This is a genomic window from Rahnella woolbedingensis (genome assembly GCF_003602095.1).
GTDB classification, from domain to species: domain Bacteria; phylum Pseudomonadota; class Gammaproteobacteria; order Enterobacterales; family Enterobacteriaceae; genus Rahnella; species Rahnella woolbedingensis.
On record NZ_RAHH01000003.1, the window covers coordinates 98715 to 123364 of the forward strand.

The window sequence follows — 24650 nt, forward strand, 5'->3', positions numbered from 1 at the left end:
GTCACTCAGGTGGAAAAAAAGAAAGTCTTCCCTCAGGAAAAAAGCGGTCTTCACCCGCGAAATCGTCATCGCAACCGCTATGATTTCCCGGCCCTGATTGCCAGCAGCCCGGAACTGGCACCGTTTGTTGTCGAAAATAAATGGGGCGATTTGTCCGTAGATTTCGCCAATGCTCAGGCCGTCAAAGCCCTGAATCGTGCCCTGCTGCGCGATTGCTATCAGATTGAAAACTGGGATATTCCCGCAGATTATTTGTGTCCGCCAATCCCCGGACGTGCGGATTATATTCACCATCTGGCCGATTTACTGGCGGGCAGCAACAACGGCAATATTCCGCAGGGTAAAGACATTTCCGTGCTGGATATCGGTGTGGGCGCTAACTGTATTTACCCGATTATCGGTCTGCGTGAATATGGCTGGCGTTTCACCGCCAGCGAGATTGATGCGGTTTCCATGGCTGCGGCAAAGAAAATTGTGGCGACCAATCCGCAACTGACGAATCAGGTGCGTTTCCGTTTACAGGCTAAACCGCCGCGCATCCTCGACACGATTATCCGTCATGACGAGCGTTATGATGCGGTGCTGTGTAATCCGCCATTCCATGCTTCGGCAGCGGATGCGGCATCAGGCAGTCAGCGTAAACGTCAGAATCTCGGTCTGGATCGTCGTGCCGGCACTGCGGAACTGAACTTTGGCGGTCAGCACAATGAACTGTGGTGTGAAGGCGGCGAAGAAGCGTTTGTGGTTCGCATGGCACAGGAGAGCGCCGGTAAAGCGCAGAACTGTTTCTGGTACACGGTGCTGGTTTCTAAAAAAACTACGTTACCATTACTGTATGACGCCCTGAGTGAAGAGGGTGCAACCGATGTCCGCACCATCGAAATGGTTCACGGAAACAAGATCAGCCGCTTCGTGGCCTGGACATTCCTGACCCCTTCACAGCAAAAAAGCTGGGCAATCAAACGCTGGTCAGTTCGTTCATAGTATAAATTGCCTTATTGCAGCCTGTTCCTCTGATAATGAACAGGCTGCAAAAATAGTCCCGTGGCCCCTTTCTTTTTCAGTGGAATAAATTATGCTTAATTCACTATAAGAAAGTTGATTAATTAACAGAGTAATGATTTTGCGCGTGACTTTATTTTTCACCGCATCATGTTTTGACTGCCTGAGCAACCCTCCTGCCACCCACCCAGGGGCCAGACTAATGTTTCGTGGTTTATTAGTGACATGACTAATAACCTGCGGGAATTAGCACGTGTTTATTCCAATTAATTGCGATTGCGCATTAATTCACGTTATCAGCCACAGGGTGTCTGTCCTATGCAATTATTTTCTCATCAGTTTAGTACGGCATGGCGTGATAAATTCGCTGCTATTCAGCAGGCAGTTCCGATGATCGCTTTCACGCCAGAAGGCGTGGTGCTTGAGGTCAACGACCTGTTTCTGAACAGCATGGGGTACAACAGGAATGAGGTGATTGGTCAGCCTCACCGGATTTTCTGTACGCCAGAGTTTGTTGCCAGCGATGCCTATCGTTTGCACTGGGAAGGTTTGCGGCAGGGAAAGTCGGTCAGCGGAAATATTAAACGCGTACAAAAAAACGGAAACTTAATCTGGCTGGAAGCGACCTATGTACCTGTCAAAAATAAACAAGGCAAAGTCACTGAAATAATTAAAATTGCCAGTGATGTCTCCGAAAGAATTAATGAATCTCACGAACACCAGGGAATTCTTCAGGCGCTGGAACGTTCAATGGCGCTGATAACTTTTACACCCGACGGTCATGTGATTTCTGCAAACAATAACTTCCTGAAAGTCATGGGTTATTCTCTGCAACAAATTAAAGGCCATCCCCATTCGATGTTTTGTCTTGCGCAATATCGCGATTCTCATGATTACCGCAACCACTGGCAACGCCTGCGCAACGGTGAGTTTATTCTCGGACGTTTCGAGCGTATGAATGGCCGTGGTCAGGCAATCTGGCTGGAGGCGAGTTATAACCCGGTTATCGACGATGACGGCAAAGTGGTAAAAATTGTCAAAATCGCCCAGGACATCACCAGCCAGATGGCCCAGCAGCGCCAGCAGGAAAATATGATGACGCACGTGCATGAGCTTTCGCTGACGACGGATAAAACCGCCGCCGAGGGCGTCACTATCGTGCAGAAAGCGGTGGAAGATATGCAGGAAGTGGAAGCGCTGGCGCGCCGTACTTCTGAGATTATCGGGCAACTGGGACAGACCTCAGAACGCATTGGCGAAATGGTCGATACCATCCGCAGAATTTCCTCCCAGACCAATTTGCTGGCCATAAACGCGACGATTGAAGCGGCACACGCCGGTGAACAGGGCAGGGGATTCGCCGTGGTCGCCGGGGAAGTCCGCTCGCTTGCCGATCAGTCCCGCAAAGCCGCCGTTGAAATTGACCAACTGACGCAAAGCATCCGCGATGGCGTGATGGCGGCGATTGATGGCATGGGGAACTGCGTGAACCGCGCAGGCGGTGGCGTAGCGCTGAGCCGCAATGCCGGGGATGTTATCAATCAGGTCAATCTTGGGATGCAGGATCTGGTACGGATGATGGCGGAGTTTTCCGTTATGACGGGGGAGCAGGGGCAGACAAGGCACTAATTATCGTTTCGCTCCTCCCCCTTCGCACGGGGAGGAGCAGAACGACATATCCTCATGCCTTACCGTACGGGCCCAGCAACCGGTAAGGTGCCCTCACCGCCAGCACCCGTTTCATCCCGATATATCTGCACGGCCTGTCTTGGCATCACAATGCCGGCTTTCTCGAAGTGGATCTTCACCAGCCTGTCCAGCGCGTACTGCACCGTCCATTGTTCCAGCGCTTTCGTGCGCACCAGCACACGTATCGTGAAGAACTGATCGCCCAACCCGACGACGCCCTGGAAGATCGGTTCGCCGATGAGCAACGGTTTGATGCTCTCATCCCGCTGCAACTCTTCCACTGCCTGGCGCAGTACGGCATCAGCCTGATCGACATCTTCATCGCGGCTGACGTTATAAGCGGCGCGGTATACGCCGAACTCACGTTCGTAATTGGAAAGTGTGGTGATCGACGAATACGGGACTATATGGAATACGCCGTAAATGTCGCGCAGGCCAATGGAGCGGATAGTCATACTTTCGACCGTGCCGGTGATCCCCATAACAGTCACGTATTCGCCGGTATTCATCCCGTTTTCAAACTGAATGAAAATCCCGGTGATCACATCTTTCACCAGCGTTTGCGCACCGAAGCTGACCGCCAGACCCAGCGCACCGGCACCGGCCAGCAGAGGCGCGATATTCAGGCCGATTTGCGAGAGCATAATCATTACGGTGATCGTACAAATCACAATGGCGAGTACATTACGGAACAGCGTCAGCAACGTTCTCTCGCGGGCACTTGGTCGCGTGCCGTTACTCAGTTCCTGCCCCAGACGGTGCTCAATCATGCTCGCGAGCAATGTCCAGCCGACTATCGCAAAGCACAGGATAAACAGGATATGCCCCAGCCCGCTGATCATCTTCTCGCCGGTATCGGTCATAAACCAGTGATTGAGATTAAAGATGTGCCAGGCATCGAGCAGCGAAAGCGTCACACTGAGCACCACCAGCACGCGGATGATTTTCAGACCTGCCGGAATATACGAGTTAATGCGTTTTTGCAGCAACGGATAACGGCGGTTTATGTCGTCCGGCAGGGTAATGCGGCGGTTGATCCAGCGGGAAAGCAGCCCTGACAGGAGTGCGCCGAGCGCTATCACCATCAGGCTTTTCAGCGTTGCGGTCATCATGAATTGCAGACTGCCGGCAAAATCAAACTGTGACAGGAAAAACAGCACCACGAAGTAGCTGACTGCCAGCAGATGCCAGACACGCCCCAGCGCGCGCAGGATGACGCTGAAAAACGCCATTGACCGTTCGGCCAGCAAATTGAATTCGCGGTTAATGGTGCGTCTGTTGTGCAGGATCAGCCAGCTGGCATAGACAGTCAGCGCCAGCATCACCACAAAATTGACCACGGCGGCAGTAGTGTAGTTGATTTGCGTGGCGACGACCGGCACGCCGACCATCAGCGCATAGCCTATCAGACCGCTGACCCAGGCAAGCCGGGTATTCCAGTAGCGGGCTGTCACGTCAGTCAGCGGGAAGGGGCGCAGATGACTGAAACCGGGGGAAAATATCAGTCGTAAGAAGGCCTTGAAGAATTCAATCACCGCAAAAGCACTCAGGAAAAGCGCTTCCTGACGCGCAATCATTGCGCTGCCGCCGTTCATGTATTGCGTAAACAGATTTCCGGCGGCGACGGTCAACAGCAAAATGGCCAGATCGATGGCAAAAGCGCCAAGAATACTGGCAGGCAGCTGATACCAGTGCGCTTGTTTCAATCGGGCGCTATTTCCCCAACGTCCAAACCGCACGTAAAGCGGGCCCACCAGTTTGCGGATCAGATGGAAGAAAGCGAAGGTGACTACAACGGTCAGCAGGAAATAGCCCAACGCTGAGAAAAATTTGTCAGCGCTAAAATGGTGCTGAGGACCGGAATCTATGAGGGCTTTCATTTTATGCACCCGCTCTTTAAATTGAGCAATGGCGCCTTGCGAGGTATCGACCAGTTCGTCGATCAGAGAAATCTGTGCAGGTTTAGGTTCTGGCGTCTTCGCTGACGGGCTCGTGGCCGCGGGGTCTGCTTTAGCCGCTTCACGCAAATGTGCGATCAGCTGCGCACGGGCTTTATCATCCTGAAGGATATCGGCCAGCGCGGTGTAAGAGGCTTTTTGTTGATCCGCTCCGGCAGGTTGTTCCGCCGCGTGGCTGAAGGCGCTGAACAGGGCCAGCGTGATGAACAACAAGATGGAATAAAGGTATGTTTGTGTTTGGATGCGGTGAGCCAACGGAGTCCTGTCGTTATGCGGCATGGTTCCTCTCTCAAAAATAGCGGTTAATCGGCGTATGGCCGCCTAAGGGTAAAGCAAAAGTGGCCGTATTGTAGAAAAATAGTGGCAGAAATTTGTGAGGTGATGTGCCATAAGCGGGTGAGGGGGACACAAACCTGAAGGGTGCATCCGGAAAACTCCCTCCCCTGCGAGGGGAGGGTTGGGGTGGGATATTAAGGTCAAATCAAGGTGTCAGCCCTTAAAACCCCCTCCCGACCTCCCCTTTCGCAAGGGGAGGAGCAAGACAGCATCAGGCTTAAGAAACGTGTTGCAGGAATTCGCGCAGACGTTCGCTCGGCGGGTTGTTCACCAGATCAGACGGTTTACCGTCTTCGGCGATACGACCTTTGTCGATGAAGATCAGACGTGAAGCCACTTTTTCCGCAAAGCCGACTTCGTGGGTCACGATAACCATCGTCATGCCTTCTTCAGCCAGCTGCTTCATAACGGTCAGCACTTCGTGACGCAGTTCCGGATCGAGCGCAGAGGTGGGCTCATCAAACAGCATCAGTTTAGGCTTAACCGCCAGCGCACGGGCAATTGCCACACGCTGCTGCTGTCCGCCGGAAAGCTCTGACGGATAGTGATTGCCGCGCTCGGAAAGACCGACTTTCGCCAGCAGCTCTTTCGCCTGTTTATTGGCTTCATCCTTCGACGCACCACGAACACGGATCGGGCCGAAAGCCACGTTTTCCAGTGCGGTCATGTGCGGGAACAGATAAAACTGCTGGAACACCATGCCCGCTTCCTGGCGGATCAGACGTTCGTCGACTTTCGGATCGTTCACTTTCAGGCCATCAACAATCAGATCACCGGAAGTAATTTCTTCCAGCTTGTTGATGCAACGCAGCAGTGTCGATTTACCGGAACCGGATGGCCCGATAATCACCACGACTTCACCCTGAGAAATGTTCAGATCGATGTCGTGGAGCACCTGGGTTTTACCAAAGTGTTTTGAGACGTTCTTGAATTCAATCATATAATTTTCAGTTTGCGTTCTAAGCGGCGCAGAACAAAGCTCAGAGCCAGCGTGATGATCAGATAGATAACAGCAACCGCACTCCAGATTTCCATGGCGCGGAAGTTGCCGGCGATGATTTCCTGGCCCTGACGGGTCAGTTCGGCCACACCGATAACGATAAACAGTGAGGTGTCTTTGATACTGACAATCCACTGGTTACCCAGCGGTGGCAACATGCGGCGCAAGGCCAGCGGCATGATGATGTAACGCAGCGTTGCACGGCGCGAAAGTCCCAGCGCCAGACCTGCTTCACGGAATCCGTTGTGAATCGACAACACCGCACCACGCGTAATTTCAGCGATATAAGCACCGGAGTTGATGATGATCGTGACCACCGCCGCGCTGAACGGGTCGATACGCAGATCGGGAACCATCATCGGCAGTGCGAAGTAAATGAACATTACCTGTACGACAATAGGCGTACCGCGAATGAGCTCGATAAAGACCAGTGCGACGTTGCTGCTAAACCAGCCACCAAACGCGCGGGCAAAGCCCGCAATCACACCAATAATCAGACCGCCAACCAGACCGAGGATCGAAATCCACAATGTCATTTTAGCGCCTTCGAGCAGGATAGGCAGAGCGGGCCAAATTACGCTCCAGTCAAACTGCATGGATTATCTCCTGGTAAAACAACAAACTGCGCCTGTGCAGATTTGCATCTGACAGGCGCTTCTTCTCAAGTGCTCTTTCTTAAAAAAGGAACGACTTAAATTAAAACGTCTTACTTAGGTTCGCTATCAAACCATTTTTTGTAGATTGCTGCGTAAGTACCATTCTCTTTGATGGTTTTCAGCGCGGCGTTGGCTTTCTCACGCAGGTCACTGCCTTGCGGGAATGCGATACCGTATTGCTGGCCAGCCAGTGAATCGCCGACCGCTTTGAACTGGCCTTTACCGGCAGTTTTGATGAAGTACAGGATGTTTGGCGTGTCATGCATTACCGCATCCGCACGGCCCGTGCCCAGTTCCATGTAAGCGCTGTCGATGTTCGGGAACTGACGCAGGTCTTTGGTCTGTACGTTGGCTTTCATGTAATCAACGGAGCTGGTGCCGCTTTTCACTGCAACGGTTTTGCCTTTCAGGTCAGCAACGCTTTTGATGGCGTCGTTATTGCTCTTAACCATGACCATCAGGCCGCTGTTGTAGTAACCGTCAGAGAAGTCGATCGCTTTTTTACGCTCAGGGGTGATGGTGATACCCGCCAGTGCCAGATCGATGTTATGCGTTTGCAGGGCAGGAATGATGCCGCCGAAATCCATGGGTTTCAGTTCATAAGAGACTTTCATCTCTTTGGCGACCGCGTCCCAGAGGTCAATGTCGAAGCCGACGTACTTGTCGCCTTGTTTGAATTCAAACGGTACAAACGCAGTGTCGGTAGCTACGATCAGTTTTTTGTCTGCTGCGTGGGAGCTAACGGCAAAGGCCAGAGTCAACGCGGCCAGGGAAACTTTTAACAGTGACTTCATCAGTGAATTTCCTTTGTACATATTATGGGAACGGCATTGGGTTACGGCGCTTTAATGCAAAATCTATGCCAGGATTAGTGCATATTAAAATTCAATAAGTTATCGCGCTGCTGAACCGATCAAGCGGCATTTCAATGAGCGAAAGCACTGTAATGGTGCGTTCTTACATTTTGAAATGTTCTCTGATGGTGCATGGCTTCATCATTAACCAGATGTTGTATTTTAAACAATCATTAATTAACAACTGTGCTGCTCAAATGATAACTCGCTCTAACTTTATTCGAACCTGAGTAAAACCAGTGCTCAGTTTTGAAGCAGATGTTAAGAAGGGAAGGACTAAATTTGGGCCGAAAGAGTGTGTGGCTGAACCAAAACAGTGCAACCGGTCATAAGAAAAAAAACTAGCGCAACTGGCTGTCTTTACTGCCGCGCCGGTTGTATCCGGCATGATCCTGCTGCTTTTTGTCTATCTCAGCCTGGCACTTCACACAATATTGCACGCCCTGAAGTGCTTCCCGCCGGGCCTGAGGAATAGGTTCACCACATTCCTTACAATAATGTGCGCTTTCACCCTGCCCGAGTGACTGGCGCGCACGTTCTACCGCGTCGTTGACTGTGGAATCAATCTGGTCCTGCACGGCGCCATCTTGCGCCCAACCGCTTGCCATTATGACCTCCTTGAAACATTCACTTACCACTAATTCACTATTCGTTAATAATAGCCTGCTTATAGTGCTAAATTGCTATGATTAATTGTGCTAGCTAAGAGTAAATTTTTATAAAACATAGACTTGATAATTTTTATTCATGACAATGAAATTGCTAAATGTCCTAATTTCCTAGGATAAGTCCGATAGCATTTGTCTTATTTCGTGCCCTATGTTAAAAAAACGCGTGAATTGAATGAATGTGTTTCAGTTATCAATAACCCATGTGAATCTGTTTCTTTATTCGCGTGTTTGTAAATTCATATTTTCCAGCGGGCCTCTGCTTCGGTCAGGTGCTCGCTTTCTCATTCAATTCCCCAGCTGCCAGGCAGCGTCGACCGGCCAGACCAGGAAACGGAATTCGTCTCCGCGCATTTACTTGATCGGCTAACCAAAATAAATAACCACTCTATAGTGTAGTCGCTGAGTGAGTTTTATCCCGGACAGGGTATTCAGGGTATAAAAGTGGCAGATAATCAGGTAGTTGGAAGCACGGGTCTTGTTCCCTTACAGCCCGGTCTGATTGACTCGGTGCGCAGTACACTTTCTGAGCAGGCTGATGCCTTACACCGTCTTTCATCACGACTGGACAGCGTTCAGTACCAGAAGGCGCTGAAGCTGATTGTGGAATGTAAAGGCCACGTGATCCTCTCCGGAATGGGGAAATCAGGGCATGTCGGTCGCAAAATTTCTGCAACGCTGGCCTCCACCGGAACCCCCAGTTTCTTTATACATCCTGCAGAAGCCTTCCACGGCGATCTGGGGATGATTACGCCGTATGACCTGCTGATCCTGATTTCAGCCAGCGGGGAAACCGACGAAATTCTCAAGCTTATTCCTTCTTTGCGCCAGTTCGGTAACCGCATTATTGCAATCACCAACCACTGCGAATCGACGCTGGCTAAACATGCTGATGCGACGCTTGAACTGATGATGGAAAGTGAAAGCTGCCCGAATAATCTGGCCCCGACGACATCGACCACGCTGACCATGGCGATCGGCGATGCGCTGGCCGTGGCGCTTATCCATCAGCGTAAATTCCTGCCGACAGATTTTGCCCGCTACCATCCTGGCGGCTCACTGGGTCGCCGTTTGCTGACCCGTGTTTCAGACGTGATGCAGGCGAACGTGCCGACCATTACCGAAGACACTGAATTCCGTCAGGTGATTTCGGCGATCACCTGCGGTTGTCAGGGCATGGTGGCCGTTAATGATGCGCAGAACCAGCTTGCCGGCATCATTACAGACGGCGATTTACGCCGTTATATGGAAAAGAACGCGCAGCTCGACAGCGCGTGTGCCAGAGACATGATGACCCGCTCGCCGCTGACATTACCGGCGGACATGATGATTACCGACGCTGAAATGCTGATGCAAAAGCACCGCGTTTCGGTGTTGCTGGTGACGGACAAAGAAAAGAACGTTGCAGGATTAGTTCGTATCTTCGACTGACGATAAAGCACGAATTAACTATTTTCGCACCGTGATCCTTACGCGAGGAAAATAAGGACTTCACGGTACTTTTAATAAAGCACGACGATAAAAACGTGCTGTTTGTCATGATGATAATAAATGTTTATTGAAAAATTGAAGTCCGCATGGCCCGGGGAACACATTGCCCGGGTTCGTCGATCTCCTCATCTTAATATGGCTACGCTGAACCGCAATCTGGGCAAAATTGTGATCGGCCTGCCGATGGCGTTGCTGATCATCTATCTGGTGATTTTCAGTCGTCCGCGTTATCTCAGCGAATCTACCGTTGCTATCAAAAGTTCTAACGACATCAGCGGATCCAGCCTGAACGTCGGCCTGCTGCTGGGCGCGGGGAATCCTAATACCGCTCAGGACGCGATGTATTTGAAAGAATACATCAACTCACCTGACATGCTGGCGGTGCTGGATAAGCAACTCGATTTCCATTCTGTTTTCGGTAAAAGCGGGTTGGATTTTCTGTATCACCTGCCGAAAAATGCCAGCAGCGAGCAGTTTCTGAACTACTACCGCGACCGCATTGCCGTCACTTATGACGATAAATCGGGCATGCTGACCATCGGTACTCAGGGCTTTACCCCGGAATTCGCCGAGCTGTTCAACAAAGCGGTTCTCAAAGAATCCGAACGATTCATTAACGAAATCACGCATAAAATTGCCCGCGACCAGCAGGCGTTTGCTGAAAACGAAATGCGTGAAGCCCGCGCACGCCTGGATGAAAGTAAAACCCAGCTGCTGGCCTATCAGAACCACAACAATATTCTTGACCCTCAGGCTCAGGCGATTGCAGCGACCACGCTTGTGAATACGATGATGGGGCAAAAAATCCAGATGGAAGCGGAACTGCGCAACCTGCTGACCTATCTGCGTGAAGATGCGCCGCAGGTGATCAGCGCGCAAAACGCTATTACTTCTCTGGGCAAGCAGATCGATCAGGAAAAAAGCAAAATCACCGCGCCGGATGGCCATCAGCTGAACAGCATGGCGGTTGATTTCGAAAGCATTAAATCGAAAGTTGAGTTTGATACCGAACTCTACAAACTCACGCTGACATCGGTTGAGAAAACCCGTGTTGAAGCGGCACGCAAACTGAAAGTGCTCTCGGTGATCAGTTCACCGCAGTTGCCGCAAGAAACCACCTTCCCGAATATCCCTTATATGATCGCAAGCTGGCTGCTGGTGTGCTGCCTGTTATTCGGAACGATTAAATTATTGCTGGCTGTTATCGATGACCATAAAGATTGATGTGGTTTGTCCCGCTATCCCTTTTTGCCTGAAGAATCGCACACAGAGCTTGTTATGAAATTATTGAAGTCCGTTTTAATTTTGCTGGCCTGCCAGCTTACGCAGGCAAATGCCGTCGGGATCAACGCCGATCCCAATATGACCGGCGCAGCACCGCTGCCGACATTTTTAACCGGTCAGACCCAGCAGACCGGTTCTGATACCGGTTTTGATGATTCGCCGCCACCTCCGGTGCCTGCGGTCATGAGCCGCATGTTCGGTGCGCAGCTATTTACCGGTGGCGCGGCGGCCGATAACGCGGCCAGCATCGGCTTCAACCCGAATTACATCGTCGGCCTTGGCGATCAGGTGCAAATCCGTCTGTGGGGGGCTTTCAATTTTGATGGCGCGCTGACCGTTGACCCGAAAGGCAATATCTTCCTGCCGAACGTCGGCCCGCTGAAAGTGGCCGGTGTGTCTAACAGCCAGCTGAACAGCGTGATCACCACCAAGGTGAAACAGGTTTACCAGTCCAACGTGAACGTTTACGCCTCACTGCTTCAGGCGCAGCCGGTCAAAGTGTTTGTCACCGGTTATGTCACCAATCCGGGGCTGTATGGTGGTGTGGCGTCTGACTCGCTGCTTTCTTACCTGAGCAAAGCCGGTGGCGTAGACACAGAACGCGGCAGCTACGTCGACATCGTGGTGAAACACAATGACCGCGTGCGTTCGCGCATCAACTTGTACGATTTCCTGCTCAACGGCGACCTGCGTCTGTCGCAGTTCTCTGACGGCGATACCATTGTGGTCGGGCCGCGTCAGCACACGTTCAGCGTGGAAGGCGATGTCTTTAACAGCTACGACTTTGAATTTCGTGACAGCACTATTCCGGTGAGCGAAGCCCTGAGCTGGGCGCGTCCGAAACCGGGCGCGACGCACATGACCATTATCCGCCAGCAAGGCAGCATGAAACGCAGCGAATATTACCCGCTGGGTTCCGCGCCGGGTCGTTCATTGCAGGATGGCGACAAGCTGATTGTCAGCTCTGACCGTTACGCGGGCACCATCCAGGTGCGTATCGAAGGCGCGCATTCCGGTGAACACGCGGTTGTGCTGCCGTATGGCGCCACCATGAGCCAGCTGCTGCCGAAAATCCGCACCAACAGCATGTCGCAGATTAACTCCATCCAGCTGTACCGCCGCTCTGTGGCGCTCCGCCAGAAGGAGATGCTGGATCTGACGCTGCAAAAACTGGAAGAAGCGTCGCTGTCAGCACAGTCCTCAACGCAGGAAGAAGGCCGTCTGCGCGCGCAGGAAGCCCAGCTGGTCAGCCGTTTCGTGGCGAAAGCCCGTCAGGTGGTGCCAAAAGGTGAAGTGGTGCTGAGCGAAGACAACCTGAATCAGGTGATTCTGGAAGATGGCGACGTCATCAACATTCCTGAGAAGACCTCGCTGGTGATGATCCACGGCGAAGTGCTGTTCCCGAATGCGGTGAGCTGGCAGAAAGGTCTGAGCCCGGATGATTACATCGAGAAAGTCGGCGGTTACACCCAGAAAGCGGGTAACTCGAAAGTCATCCTGATCAAACAGAACGGCGAAGCGATTAACGCAGAAGACGTGAAATCGCTGCAACCTGGCGATGAGCTGATGGTGTTGCCGAAATACGAATCGAAGAACATCGAAGTGACCCGTGGTATCTCGACGATCCTGTATCAGCTGGCCGTTGCCGCGAAAGTGATACTGACAATTTAATGATTGGAATTTTTTCGGCGGGCATTCATCGCATCCCGCACCTGGAAACCTTTCTGGGTCAGCCGTGCCGCAAGCTTTCGCTGTTGCGGCCGGTGCCGGAAGACATCACACAGATTGCCGTGTGGGGTTACCGGCCAACCGGTGATAAAGCTGTCGCGCTGGCCAAAAAGTCTGGCCTGCCGGTGTTGCGCCTCGAGGACGGATTTATCCGTTCTCTGGAACTGGGTGTGACCGGCGCTGCGCCGCTTTCGATGGTGCTGGACACAGAGGGCATGTATTACGACGCCTCGCAGCCGAGCACGCTTGAGCGGCTTATCCACCAGCGGGAAGAGAACCCGTTGCTGCATGATGCCGCACGTCAGGCGATGCAGATGATTGTTGAAGGCGACCTGTCGAAATATAACCAGGCACCGGCGTGTACGCTGGCGCGACCCAAACAGGGTGCGGTGCTGGTGGTCGATCAGACCTTCGGTGATATGGCGGTGGTTTACGGCAATGCCGGAGCCCAACAGTTTGACGACATGCTGCGGGCGGCGATAGCGGAGAACCCGCAGTCTGAGATTTGGGTGAAGATCCACCCGGACGTTTTGCACGGTAAAAAAGCCGGTTACTTCACGCAGATTGCAAAACTGGCGCAACAGGAACCGCGGATCAAATTGCTTGCGGAAAACGTCAGCCCGCAATCTTTACTGCGTCTGGTTGAGCACGTGTATGTGGTGACGTCCAACTATGGCTTTGAGGCGCTGATTGCCGGTAAACCGGTCAGCGTTTTCGGACAGCCTTGGTATGCGGGCTGGGGAATAACGGACGACCGCCATGCGCAGGCGGAACCGCTCAGGGCGCGACGGGGTACCGCCAGTCTGGAAGACCTGTTCAGCGCTGCCTGTTTACGTTACAGCCGGTACATTAATCCGGTGAATGGCAAGAATGGCACGTTATTTGATGTACTTAGCTGGCTTGCAATGCAACGACGTCATCACCAGCAGCGCGCCGGACGCTTATGGACGCCGGGGCTGACGCTCTGGAAACGCAGCATTCTGGCACCGTTTGTGCGTACCAAAAGCAACAAAGTGAATTTCAGTAAACGCTATGCCGGTGAAACCGCCTGCGTGGTGTGGGGAATTAAAGGCGAGGCGCGCTGGGGTGCTCAGACAGCACAACATCAGATCCCGCAATGGTGTATGGAAGATGGCTTTTTGCGTTCAGCCGGACTGGGTTCTGACCTGCATCCGCCGCTGTCGCTGGTGCTGGATAAGTCAGGCATTTATTACGATGCCACGCGCCCGAGTGATCTGGAGCAGTTGCTGAACAACAGCACGCTGACGGCATTTGAGCAACAACGTGCCGCAGCGCTGCGCCAGAGACTGGTCGCCAGCAAAGTCAGTAAATATAACCTCGGCGCTGCGTTTACATTGCCTGTGGATGCGGCGGGTAAGACAGTGATTCTGGTGCCGGGGCAGGTGGAAGATGACGCCTCTATTCTGACGGGCACGCTGTCGCTTTGCACCAACGGTGATTTGCTGCGCACGGTTCGGGAGCGCAATCCCGACGCTTACATCATTTATAAGCCGCACCCGGATGTTCTGGTGGGCAACCGGCAGGGACATATTCCTGCACAAGACGTCAGCCGCTGGGCCGACAGTCAGGCGCTGGATGCTGACATTATTCAGTGCATTCAGGCCGCGGATGAGCTGCACACCCTGACATCATTGTCAGGCTTTGAAGCCTTATTACATGGCAAAAAAGTGGCGTGTTACGGCATGCCATTTTATGCCGGATGGGGACTGACGCAGGATGAGCATAGTTGTTCACGCCGGCTGCGCAGCCTCAGTTTAGACGACGTGGTTTACCAGGCGCTGATCGCGTACCCGTCGTACATCGACCCGCAAAGCCGGGAGCCTATTTTGGCGGAGCAGGCGGTTGAACTTCTCGCTGCGACCCCACGGGCAGAGATGCAATTCACAAGAATAAAAGCGGGCAGGATAGTCCGTTATTACAGAAAACTGCTCATGCTGATCCGGGTGACATTGAGCACCTGAGAACAGCTTTTTATTAAATGCCCAAGGCGTTGATGGAATCGGACAGAAATGGACAGTAAGGCGCTTACAACATTACTTTCTGGAAAAAAATATTTGCTGCTGCAGGGGCCGATGGGGCCTTTCTTCAGCGATCTGGCGCAGTGGCTTGAGTCACTGGGGCGCGAAGCGGTGAACGTCGCTTTCAATGGCGGCGACAGGTTGTATTCGCGAAAGCGTGAATACCGCTTGTACCAGCAGACGCCGGATGAGTTTCCGACCTGGCTGAAAGCCACCTGGCAGGAGTACGACTTCGACACCATCGTGTGTTTCGGGGATTGTCGTCCGCTGCATCAGGCCGCTAAACGCTGGGCGCAGGCCAAGGGCGTACGCTTCCTCGCGTTTGAGGAGGGCTATCTGCGACCGCATTACATCACGCTGGAACAGAACGGCGTAAACGCTTATTCCAGCCTGCCACGTGATGCGGAGTTTTACCGCAGCCTGCCAAAAATGACCATGCCGGAAATCGAGCAGCTGAAACCTTCGGGCTGGCAGCGCGTGCGTCACGCCATTACCTATTATCTGGCTGGCTGGCGTCACCGCCACGACTTCCCGAAATACCGTCATCATAAATCCTTCTCGCCATGGTATGAGGCACGCTGCTGGACGCGCGCGGCCTGGCGTAAAAAGGTGTATGCCTTCCGCCAGCGCAACGTATTGCAGCTGCTCCGGACTGAGCTGGATCAGCGTTATTATCTGGCGATTTTGCAGGTCTACAACGACAGCCAGATCCGCAATCACAGCCCGTATAAAGACGTGCGTGATTACATCAATGAGGTGATGCACTCGTTCGCCAAAAAAGCGCCGAAGAGTGAATTCCTGGTCATCAAACATCATCCGATGGACAGGGGACACCGCCTGTACGGACCGCTTATCCGCCAGCTGGGTAAAAAATATGGCGTGATCGACAGGGTGATCTACATCCATGACCTGCCGATGCCGGAACTGCTGACCCACTCAAAAGCCGTGGTGACGATTAACAGTACTGCGGGTATTTCTGCGCTTATCCATAACAAGCCGCTGATCGTGATGGGCAAGGCGCTGTATGACATTAAAGGCATTACCTATCAGGGACATCTGAACCAGTTCTGGACCTCAGGATTTAAGCCGGATATGAAGCTTTTCAAACAGTTCCGTCTATACTTGCTGAAGAATACGCAGATTAATGCGGTGTATTATGGTGGGCAACAGAAAGAACAAAAACCGCTTATAGAGGTTCCATATCAGCCTACATTTGTTAGTCAAAAACTTATAATGGATTATCTTAAGCAAGAAATGCTGTAAATGTGGAGGGCGTTTAGAAGGGTGTGAATAATAGTGCATGCCGTATGTATATTACGGCATGAACATTTAATGTAAGATATGTTATATAAATTTACTGGCATTAAATTTCGATTACGAGGTGCTAGTTTTCTTATTTTTAATGCTCATGCAGTTCCAGCTTGTAAATATTGCCAAGTCTTTTACCTTTGTCTCCCACCGCAAAGAGCATATATAATTCTTTTTTTCTACTGTCGATAGCCATTCCTTCTGGTTCCCAGTGACCTTCTTTACCAGAAGAAATAGCATCTTTTTCACCAAGAATGACATTATCCGCCTTACTTACCAGCGTTCCGTCAAGCAAGTATGTGTATAGTCGCTTATGTTCTTTCCCTGCCTTACCACTTAGAATGTAAACAAAATTATTATCCGCGGTTATAGCCTGGAAATAATATTTATCTTTGGTAACTTCATCATCAACTTGCCATTCAAAACTAGGTTTTTTTCTAATGTCACTTGATTGTAGAAAGTTTATTTTTGTTAAATCATAGACGCGAATAATGTTATGATTATTAATTCTCCCTCGAACGAGTAAATGATTAGAATCAGGCGTTACAACAGGCATTGTGTTAGCCGTTGTGCTATAGGAAGAATCAAAAACTTGTATGCTTGAAAATGATGATGGGGCATCGTAGGGAGTGTATTTAAAAAGGCTAATATACCAACCTTTATTTTTAATACCATTCCCAGTGGAACTTAATAGAAAATCCGAACCTGGTATAATAGTAATGCCTTGGTGGCCTATTAATGAACTTGGTTTTTGATAATCAATAGCAACAAGTTTACCTTTGCCATCAATATCAATAAAGCGATTTAAAACCCCCTGTTCCGGGTTACCAGTAACATGCAGAGAATACAAAATTCTTTTATCGGATTCGAGTGCAATACCTTGGGCAACATTATTCCTACCTGGGCCAAGTCTATATAATACCGTTGGGGTCATGTGATCGTTGAAGTGATTACACTGCAGTTTTGAACTAGGTTCAGTATACTCAATACATTCTGATTTAATTGGCGGTGTTATTTTTGCATGTGCAATGCCGATAAAAAAAACCAACAAATAAAATAGTTTTTTGTATGTCATTAATTTATACCGTAGGTTTGTTTAATACTTTATTTTAAGGTTGGCTCTATTTTCTTGAAGGTGGTTATTTGTATAACCACATAACCACTCAATTCTTTTTCTGAAACAAGTATGTGCAACTTCATTTGATGGGTAGCTGAAGAAATAGTTTATTAGTTTATTTCTTATTGGCTCATAAGTAGGGTGGAAATCAATGATATCATCATTCGATATGAATGCATGGGAATAAAATGCATCAAGTTTTTTTGGAATGAGTAAGTTAGATGTATAGTCAGTGTCTATTAAAACAACACAAGGTATTCTTTTGTTGATGAATTGCATTTCCATAGCTGAAATATCAGTTATTGCATATTTCACACCGATTTTTTTTAGATAACTATCTTTTTCATCCAGCGAAGTAAAGTATTTATGCCATGATGGGTTTGATTTGTTTTTATTTATTACTATCTTTAATCTACTCTGTTGTAGCATATCAATGCACTTTTTTAATTCTTCCTTGAAAAAACTATCCCTATGACCCAAATTAGGATGAGGTTTTATGTATATGGTATCTATTTTGTAGCGATTACAAAAATCAATTATCCGATTTGTGTTTTTAATGCTTAATGAACAATAATTTTCTTCTGGAACACCACCTTCCCAAGTCGGAGCGTAAACAATTGATCTGGAGTTTTCATTATAAACGAAATCATTACTACCAAGAAAAGTATCTCCTAAGGTGATAATTTTTCCCGTTTCAACATCGTAAGGCGTAAATATCCCCGCCTTTAAGTATCGTTCAATCCCCATAACACCCGATGTAACAATGTAGTCATATATTCTAATTATAGGCTTTATCGAGGCCAGTTTGTGACTTTCACCATGCGTAACAAATATATGAGTTAATTCACGGTTGGCTACCAATCGGCAATTTGACTGCGCATTGAATAAGTAAAAAACAACTTTTTTCTTCTCTAGTCTAAGATCGGATTGCTTTTTGATGAATATGAATGGGATTTTATTTTTTTTGAATATTTTTGAGAAAGAAGCATCGATCTCTTTGTAGTATTTACATACAACATTAATACAATCATTTTGATTAAAAATATGTGCCTGAAAATAGCCTACAAGTTGCTCAATAGCACCAATTATTTTTGTATCTAGATAAATATAGTACAGTTTACTTTCAGACACTTTTATTACCTCTTAACGACCATCTTTGCGAACATCTACAATCAAGCCTGTTTTGTTTGAACCGAGAATTTTCAGGCTCGTCATTGCAACATCTTTAGGATCGAGAAGTAACTCGTTAGGTTCTAATCCAAAGTTAGCCGTACGCATTGGTGTTGCAGTACGCTCAGGATTGATGCAATTGACATTAACATTGTCTACACTCCATTCATCCGCAATGGCTTGAGTGAAATTAACAATTGCAGCTTTTGAGGATGAATATAAAGCATATAAAGGGCGGCCACGCGTATATGAACTAGACGTAAAGTTCAACAACATCCCAGAGCTTTTTGTTAGGTAAGGCTTTGCTGCAATTGCAACGTTTACAGCTCCGGTATAATTAATGCCTATCAGGTTATGGATTTCTTCAAAAGAAATAGTGTCTATAGGTTTTTTTATTAAAAGCCCAGCAGTATTTATTACATAGTCTATACTGCCTCTTTTTATATTAGTCTCTTCAAGAAAACGGATAATTGTTTCAAAGTTTGTAATATCAACACCATTAAAATTACGACTGGCTATATCAACGTTAGCACCAAGTAATGATGCTGAATTTTTAATTTCCAAACCAATGCCGCTTGTTCCGCCAAATATCACAATGTTTTTATTTTTTAAGAAATTTAAATTATCATCGATATTGAAAGAAATCTGATTTGCTTCTTGAAGAAGCTTTTCAGCAATAAAAAGGTCTATTGGGTGAGTGACTTTCATATTAGCTTCACTGCCTTTTACTGTTGCGACTCTGATTCCTGGAATCATTGATCGGACAACACCGCAGTCACAAGTAAAAGTAAAACGTTTCTCTGTTATTGCTTTTTGATATGCTAATTTAATTGTACCAAGTTTAAATGCTTGTGGCGTTTGTCCACGACGCATTACCGAACGATTAGGGATGTTTGCTATGCATTCATCATCATAAACTTCGACAAGTGTATCAGCAGAAGGAATTACCACATCCACAGCATCAAATTTATTCAATGCATCTAAGCAGTCATTGATGATGATCTCATTTACCAACGGTCTGACGGCATCATGGAGCAAAATATTGCAGTCATTTTCGTAGCCCTCCAGCCCTTTTAACGCCGAGTTTGTAGAATCGAAACGCTCCGAACCACCTGTGAAAACTTTAGTTACTTTTTTCCAATTGTTCTTCTTAATTATTTCCCAAGTAAGGTTTATATGGTTTGGTTGTGACACAATCACAATTTCATCAATTCTACTGGCTTTTTCAAAAGCATCGATTGCATACTCAATCACCGCCTTGCCAGCAAGTTTTGTAAATTGTTTTGGCAGGCTTCCACCAAATCTAGAACCGGAACCACCAGAGAGAATAACAGCAACGTTTTTCATTATTAATCCTTATTGTATAATTAGTTCACGTACATTTTCTTGAAGGGAAGTATCAGTACTGACTCTTTTTAATTGATTAACAAATTCATTATTTATCGTTTCATTAATACTTAATAAATAATCCAATGCTTTATACCTTGCCTCAGCCAGGAAATCATTCCCTTCTACTATTACTGTTTCAATTAGAGACATTAATTGAGGTATGCTCGAAAATGCATATGCATAGTCAGAGTACTGCATATCACTTGATGAAGTAACAATATTTCTATCGGTTGGAATGTAAATAAAAATAGGGCACAAAGAAGATATGCATTCACTTACAACTGCAGAAATATCACAAATAAAAATATCACTATTAACAATTAATTTTTCTACAGGGACGGTTTTATCCGATATTTCTAAAGAGAAAGGTTGTCCAGCGAAACTTTTGGTTAATGCAGTCCCGATGTTCTCTAAAGTCTTATCCCGTGATGAGGTCAATGGGTGATACTTAGCGAACACATTGCACTCTAAGCGTGCTTGCAATTCAGGAAGCATAACAACCGATAGATGGGCCGAAGAATAATTATTTTCCTCATACACACCTTCCCATGTAGGGAAATATGTTAGATTTCTAATCGACTTAGGTTCATTTAAGTTGGCTACTGATTTTTTTATTATCTGTTTAAGAGTTGGACGTCCTACTTTTACAAAGCTTAAGTGACTAGCATCAAATCGTGCATTTTTAAACCGGTCGATGTGAGCTTGTCCTGCGACCCAAATTTCATCGTAAACTCTGAAGTATTTATGAGCACTTGCAGCCTTGTCACTGTCGCCATGACCAAGAAAAATGTGCTGATATATATTATATCTTAAAGTGTGAATGAGATTCCCTGTATTTGAAAAATAATAAATCCCTTTCAAATATGGGAGCTTGTTTAATATATTCTCGACATCAATAGCTGCTTTTGCATAGACAATATCTAAATAGGGGTATTGTTTTACTGCCCATTTATACATTTCAATGTTACGGGTGAGAATTGCAAATTTTTCATTTGAAGTAATAAATTCGTCAACCCACTGTTCAAGTTGATACGCACACCTAACCCCCTCACCTGTATGCAAAAGATGTGTGATATTTGTGAATAAGCGTATATTATCAATAAGTAATGATATGGGTTGCTTTGAAGATGTAACCAGTGTTTTATTATTAGATTGAGGAGTTTGTTCTTTTTTCACTGTCACGGAAGTTGTCTTTTTTTGAGCAAGAGTTTTTTCTACTAAAGTTGAACTTTGCTGATGTTTTTTTTTGTTCATATCCTTAAAAAATAAAATAGGATGTGTGAGTAACTTTGTTGTTTTTGACATGTCTAATCTCATTAATTAGTTTTATTGAAGGCTTCAATCCATGAATCATAAATTTTATTTGAGTCTGAAAATTCAATGGCGCTAGTTTTAGCATTGTTGCTTAGTCTTTTTCTTAAATTTCCATCGGTTATAATATCTAGAATTTTCTTTGCTAGTTCCTCCCTATCCCCTGTGTCAACTAGGTATCCATTTTCGCCGTTCTCTATCATTGCTGCAGGGCCATAATTGCAGTTATATGCTACTACTGGAATTCCATTCGCTAATGATTCAATAACTGTTAACCCCTGGGCTTCAGAATATGAAGGGAATATAACGCAAGCACATTTCCTCATATCATGAAAAACATCTGAGCTATAACCATTGAAGTTAACAAGATGCGCGATATTTTTCTCTTTAGCATAGTTACTGTATAATGCCATAACTTTTTCTTGGTCAGATGGTGCTATTCCATAAATTTCTAAATATGTGTCTGTGTTATATTTGTTTTTTATAATGGAGATTGCATCTATAGCGTCCTTGACACCTTTTCGGTCGATTAGTTGTCCAAAAAAACCTATGCGATTTGCAATAAAATCATCATCTAACTTAATATCTTTTATTTTTGTAAAATTTGGTATTGAATGAAATTTACCATTTGGATAATCAGCAATAAGATCTTTTAGGTGCTGCGGTGTCAAGGCTATGACTCCATCAATGGTATGCATTGATTTTAAATTTGTTTCGTCTCTTTTTGTAAGCTTTCCATTACTGTGTTTATGGTTATTATGTAATACATAGTATCTCTGTGCTAGCGTTGTAGATATATGCTTAAGTTTCGGTGCACTTCCTGGTCCATCGCAAATTACTATGCTTTTGTCGAGAGTCTTCTCTGGTTGATTTTCGGAAATTGTTGAGTTGATCCATGAAATACACCAGCTAAATGTATTTTCATATTCAACTACGAACCCAATTGAATAATCGAATAATAAAAAACATTTTTGTTTTTTTTCTTGTTCATCCCATTCTCTAATGGCTATGCATAATCCCGACGGTGAATAAAATTTTTCCTTAACAACAGCACCTTTATTTGAGAAGGACTCATAGATTAATACATTCTCATCGTAAGTTTTGTTAACTTCATAATTACCGGATTCTGCACAAGTAATGCACTCCCCTGTAGCATTATAATACAATGTTCTTGAGTTTTTCTCAGTCTCTGAAATTCTGCATAGTAAATAACTATCTTGCATATGTTTAGATATTTTTGATGACCAGTTTATTGCTTTGTGAGATGCATCGATGAATGGATTAAGAAAAATAAGTTCATCACTGATCTCTTTATCCATTCGAATGTTTTTTTCTATAGAATATAGATCATCCGTGAAGTCTAATGTTAAAGAAAAACATTTATGACCGTGCTTTATAAATTCGTTACAGCGCCTAAACATTGCAGATGTCAAACCAAATCTGCCATAACTCCCTTGCAGCATATATATATTCATCGTTTTCCTAGTCAGCTTGGGGTGTTACTGTTATGAGTTTACAATAAATAAATTTATGTCATATCAGCATGTTTTTAAAACTTCAATATTACTTAAGTTTTGGAGGGTTTTTATATATTTTCATGAGAATTTAATATTGAGATATAATTGTCTATTTTTAATTAGTTACATACGCTGCATTAAATTCCTTCATCTTCTTTATACACTTCGATTGCATCTGCTATGGAGTTAAAAAATTTAATGTTATTATCCCTTCCGATAAACAAAGCCACATCGCAAAATTCTTTTAATGATCCCAGACTATGCGACACCATCAAAAAGCTGGCTTCTTTATGCCGCGCTTTGAACAAGTCCGCGCATTTCTGCTTGAATCGGGCATCCCCGACCGCTGTGACTTCATCAACCAGATAGTAATCAAACTTAAACGCCATGCTCAGGCCAAAGCCCAGGCGGGATTTCATACCAGAAGAGTAGGTCTTAATCGGCATATCAAAGTATTTACCCAGTTCGGCAAACTCTTCGACAAAGGCCACTTTTTCGCGCAGCTGGTCTGGCTTGGAATAAAGGCGGGCGACGAATTTCACATTTTCCCGTCCGGTAAGGCTGCCCTGAAATCCTCCGGCCAGTCCGACCGGCCAGGAGATCGTTTTGTCGGTCTGAATGTTGCCAGAATCAGGGCGGTCAATGCCGCCGATAACGCGTAATAAGGTTGACTTACCCGCGCCATTTCGCCCAATCAGCGCCACACTTTTACCTGAAGGCAGTTCAACGTTCAGATCTTTAAAAACGTAATGGCGGCCTTTAGGTGTGCGGTAGGATTTTGTCAGGTTTTCAATTTTTATCATGATGTCAGCATCGCCTCTTCACGGTTTCGGTAAAGGGCTAATCCGATGAATAATACAACCAGAGTACAACCTGCCAGATAGTTCAGACTGACACCTTCACTGATATAACCTGGCACAACGGATTCGCGGCACAGTTCTACAACGTGAACGATAGGGTTCCATAACAAATACGGCCAGTATTCTTTCGGGATGTTATGTAACGAAAACATAATGCAGGAAATAAAATAGAGCGGTTTAATCAAAATTGGTAAGAACTTCTCTGTTTCCGGAAATGACTTTCCGACAACCATAAATATTAAACCGACACCACATGAAAATAGTACTAAAAGTACCCAGACCAGAATCAGGGTAATAAGCTTAGTGACTTCAAAATCTTCACCCAGCAGGCCGACGATTGCCATCAGTAACACATAGACGACGGCATAAATCACCGTTTCTAACATCGCACGGGCAATGATGGTATCCACTGGACGAACCGGGCGGTAATTAAATAAACCCTGATTGGCTTCAATAGCGCCTATAGAACGGTTGGTAATATTGCTAAATACGAAATAAGGAATAATGCCGTTAATCAAAAACACCGGAAACGAAATATCAGGCATCGTCCGGTGCATAACATAGCCAAAGATCCCTAACAAAATCAGCATATGCGCCATCGGTTCTAAGGCTGCCCACAGATACCCCAATCTGAACTTACCAAAACGGGTTTTAATTTCCCTCAAAAACAGCGCTTTTACCGCTGCTTTTTGTACTTCTAAGCCACTACGTGCCATTGGATTTTCCAGTATTTATACGTTTTTCCACGCTACCGCCCCTGGCTTATAGCAGCCAATGCGCTCGGGATCGGGTCGGAATGTGGGGAGGCGGTCATTGCATGACACATCTGTGATGCAGTCGCAGCAGGGGGAGTCACTTATCCGTAAGTTGTGTATAGAGGATTAATGCCGGGGAACATCCCTGGTAAATATCTATATTTTTTATCGGGTTGGAGTGAAAAGCCCTTTCACAAAAATGCAAAGGTTGCGAAAAAATATTTCAGCAAGTTTCAAGGGTCATCACACCTATGTAAAATTGCTTTGATCTATTAATTTGTATTAAATCATTCATGTAGCCTATTGGTTTAAGAGTTTTCCGAAAATGAAAATAAACTGTCGGTTTATCAGTAAGATAATGAAACCGGTTCCACTGGCTGATGTTGCGTTTTTAGTTGAAACTGTAACTGTTCATCAGGGGTATTATTAAATGCTGATATAACGTTACAGATTGACAGAGGTTTTAAGTCAAATTTTCGCAAGAAGGGAGCAGGGGCTTGTAACCGGACATAAAAAAA

At 46.7% G+C, this 24650-nt stretch carries 19 protein-coding genes; 7 read left to right on the top strand and 12 right to left on the bottom strand.

All coding sequences use genetic code 11. The annotated features are described in order from the left end of the window. The first annotated feature begins 9 nt into the window (after positions 1-9). Both rlmF and D6C13_RS02885 read left to right on the top strand, forming a co-directional pair. The gene (gene rlmF / locus D6C13_RS02880) at positions 10-984 is read left to right on the top strand and encodes a 23S rRNA (adenine(1618)-N(6))-methyltransferase RlmF (protein ID WP_120131337.1); all 975 of its coding nucleotides are present in this window, start codon (positions 10-12) and stop codon (positions 982-984) included. A 336-nt stretch (positions 985-1320) separates the two neighbouring features. Further along, positions 1321-2631, top strand: coding sequence for a methyl-accepting chemotaxis protein (locus D6C13_RS02885; RefSeq protein ID WP_120131338.1), 1311 nt, complete (start codon positions 1321-1323; stop codon positions 2629-2631). 59 nt (positions 2632-2690) lie between these two features. Here the strand turns inward: D6C13_RS02885 and ybiO are convergent, their stop codons facing one another. From ybiO to D6C13_RS02910, 5 genes are all read right to left on the bottom strand, one after another. Beyond that, on the bottom strand, positions 2691-4904 hold the full coding sequence (ybiO, locus tag D6C13_RS02890; protein ID WP_244212623.1) for a mechanosensitive channel protein: 2214 nt from the start codon (positions 4902-4904) through the stop codon (positions 2691-2693). A 298-nt stretch (positions 4905-5202) separates the two neighbouring features. Beyond that, entirely contained in the window at positions 5203-5925 is a 723-nt protein-coding gene (gene glnQ, locus D6C13_RS02895; RefSeq protein WP_120131340.1) for a glutamine ABC transporter ATP-binding protein GlnQ, read from the bottom strand. Beyond that, on the bottom strand, positions 5922-6581 hold the full coding sequence (gene glnP / locus D6C13_RS02900) for a glutamine ABC transporter permease GlnP (RefSeq protein ID WP_120131341.1): 660 nt from the start codon (positions 6579-6581) through the stop codon (positions 5922-5924). The genes glnQ and glnP overlap by 4 nt, the downstream gene beginning before the upstream one ends. Positions 6582-6691: 110 nt before the next feature. Further along, positions 6692-7435 (bottom strand): glutamine ABC transporter substrate-binding protein GlnH, encoded by a 744-nt coding sequence (gene glnH / locus D6C13_RS02905; protein ID WP_120131342.1) that lies wholly within the window; start codon positions 7433-7435, stop codon positions 6692-6694. 401 nt (positions 7436-7836) lie between these two features. After that, positions 7837-8103, bottom strand: a complete 267-nt coding sequence (locus D6C13_RS02910; RefSeq protein ID WP_120131343.1) for a DksA/TraR family C4-type zinc finger protein — start codon at positions 8101-8103, stop codon at positions 7837-7839. Positions 8104-8607: 504 nt separating this feature from the next. Here D6C13_RS02910 and D6C13_RS02915 point away from each other — a divergent pair. From D6C13_RS02915 to D6C13_RS02935, 5 genes are all read left to right on the top strand, one after another. Further along, a complete protein-coding gene (locus D6C13_RS02915) occupies positions 8608-9594 on the top strand; it encodes a KpsF/GutQ family sugar-phosphate isomerase (RefSeq protein WP_147408166.1) in 987 nt (328 codons plus the stop codon). A 195-nt stretch (positions 9595-9789) separates the two neighbouring features. Further along, entirely contained in the window at positions 9790-10878 is a 1089-nt protein-coding gene (locus D6C13_RS02920; protein WP_208642854.1) for a capsule biosynthesis protein, read from the top strand. A gap of 54 nt (positions 10879-10932) precedes the next feature. Further along, the gene (locus tag D6C13_RS02925; RefSeq protein WP_120131346.1) at positions 10933-12609 is read left to right on the top strand and encodes a polysaccharide biosynthesis/export family protein; all 1677 of its coding nucleotides are present in this window, start codon (positions 10933-10935) and stop codon (positions 12607-12609) included. Beyond that, entirely contained in the window at positions 12609-14648 is a 2040-nt protein-coding gene (locus D6C13_RS02930; RefSeq protein WP_120131347.1) for a capsular polysaccharide biosynthesis protein, read from the top strand. Before D6C13_RS02925 ends, D6C13_RS02930 begins: the two co-directional genes overlap by 1 nt. Positions 14649-14696: 48 nt before the next feature. Then, positions 14697-15968 (top strand): capsule biosynthesis protein, encoded by a 1272-nt coding sequence (locus tag D6C13_RS02935; RefSeq protein ID WP_120131348.1) that lies wholly within the window; start codon positions 14697-14699, stop codon positions 15966-15968. A gap of 136 nt (positions 15969-16104) precedes the next feature. Here D6C13_RS02935 and D6C13_RS02940 read toward each other — a convergent pair whose 3' ends face one another. The 7 genes from D6C13_RS02940 to D6C13_RS02970 form a co-directional block, all read right to left on the bottom strand. Next, entirely contained in the window at positions 16105-17088 is a 984-nt protein-coding gene (locus tag D6C13_RS02940; RefSeq protein ID WP_120131349.1) for a phage baseplate protein, read from the bottom strand. A gap of 21 nt (positions 17089-17109) precedes the next feature. Next, the gene (locus tag D6C13_RS02945) at positions 17110-18261 is read right to left on the bottom strand and encodes a hypothetical protein (protein ID WP_120131350.1); all 1152 of its coding nucleotides are present in this window, start codon (positions 18259-18261) and stop codon (positions 17110-17112) included. Between the two features lie 12 nt (positions 18262-18273). Then, positions 18274-19647, bottom strand: a complete 1374-nt coding sequence (locus tag D6C13_RS02950) for a bifunctional cytidylyltransferase/SDR family oxidoreductase (protein WP_120131351.1) — start codon at positions 19645-19647, stop codon at positions 18274-18276. Positions 19648-19656: 9 nt separating this feature from the next. Further along, complete coding sequence (locus D6C13_RS02955; protein ID WP_120131461.1) at positions 19657-20994, bottom strand: hypothetical protein; 1338 nt, start codon at positions 20992-20994, stop codon at positions 19657-19659. 11 nt (positions 20995-21005) lie between these two features. Continuing rightward, the gene (locus D6C13_RS02960) at positions 21006-22319 is read right to left on the bottom strand and encodes a glycosyltransferase (protein ID WP_167457977.1); all 1314 of its coding nucleotides are present in this window, start codon (positions 22317-22319) and stop codon (positions 21006-21008) included. 335 nt (positions 22320-22654) lie between these two features. After that, entirely contained in the window at positions 22655-23320 is a 666-nt protein-coding gene (locus D6C13_RS02965; RefSeq protein WP_120131353.1) for an ABC transporter ATP-binding protein, read from the bottom strand. Next, a complete protein-coding gene (locus D6C13_RS02970) occupies positions 23317-24093 on the bottom strand; it encodes an ABC transporter permease (RefSeq protein ID WP_120131354.1) in 777 nt (258 codons plus the stop codon). The genes D6C13_RS02965 and D6C13_RS02970 overlap by 4 nt, the downstream gene beginning before the upstream one ends. Positions 24094-24650: the final 557 nt, after the last annotated feature.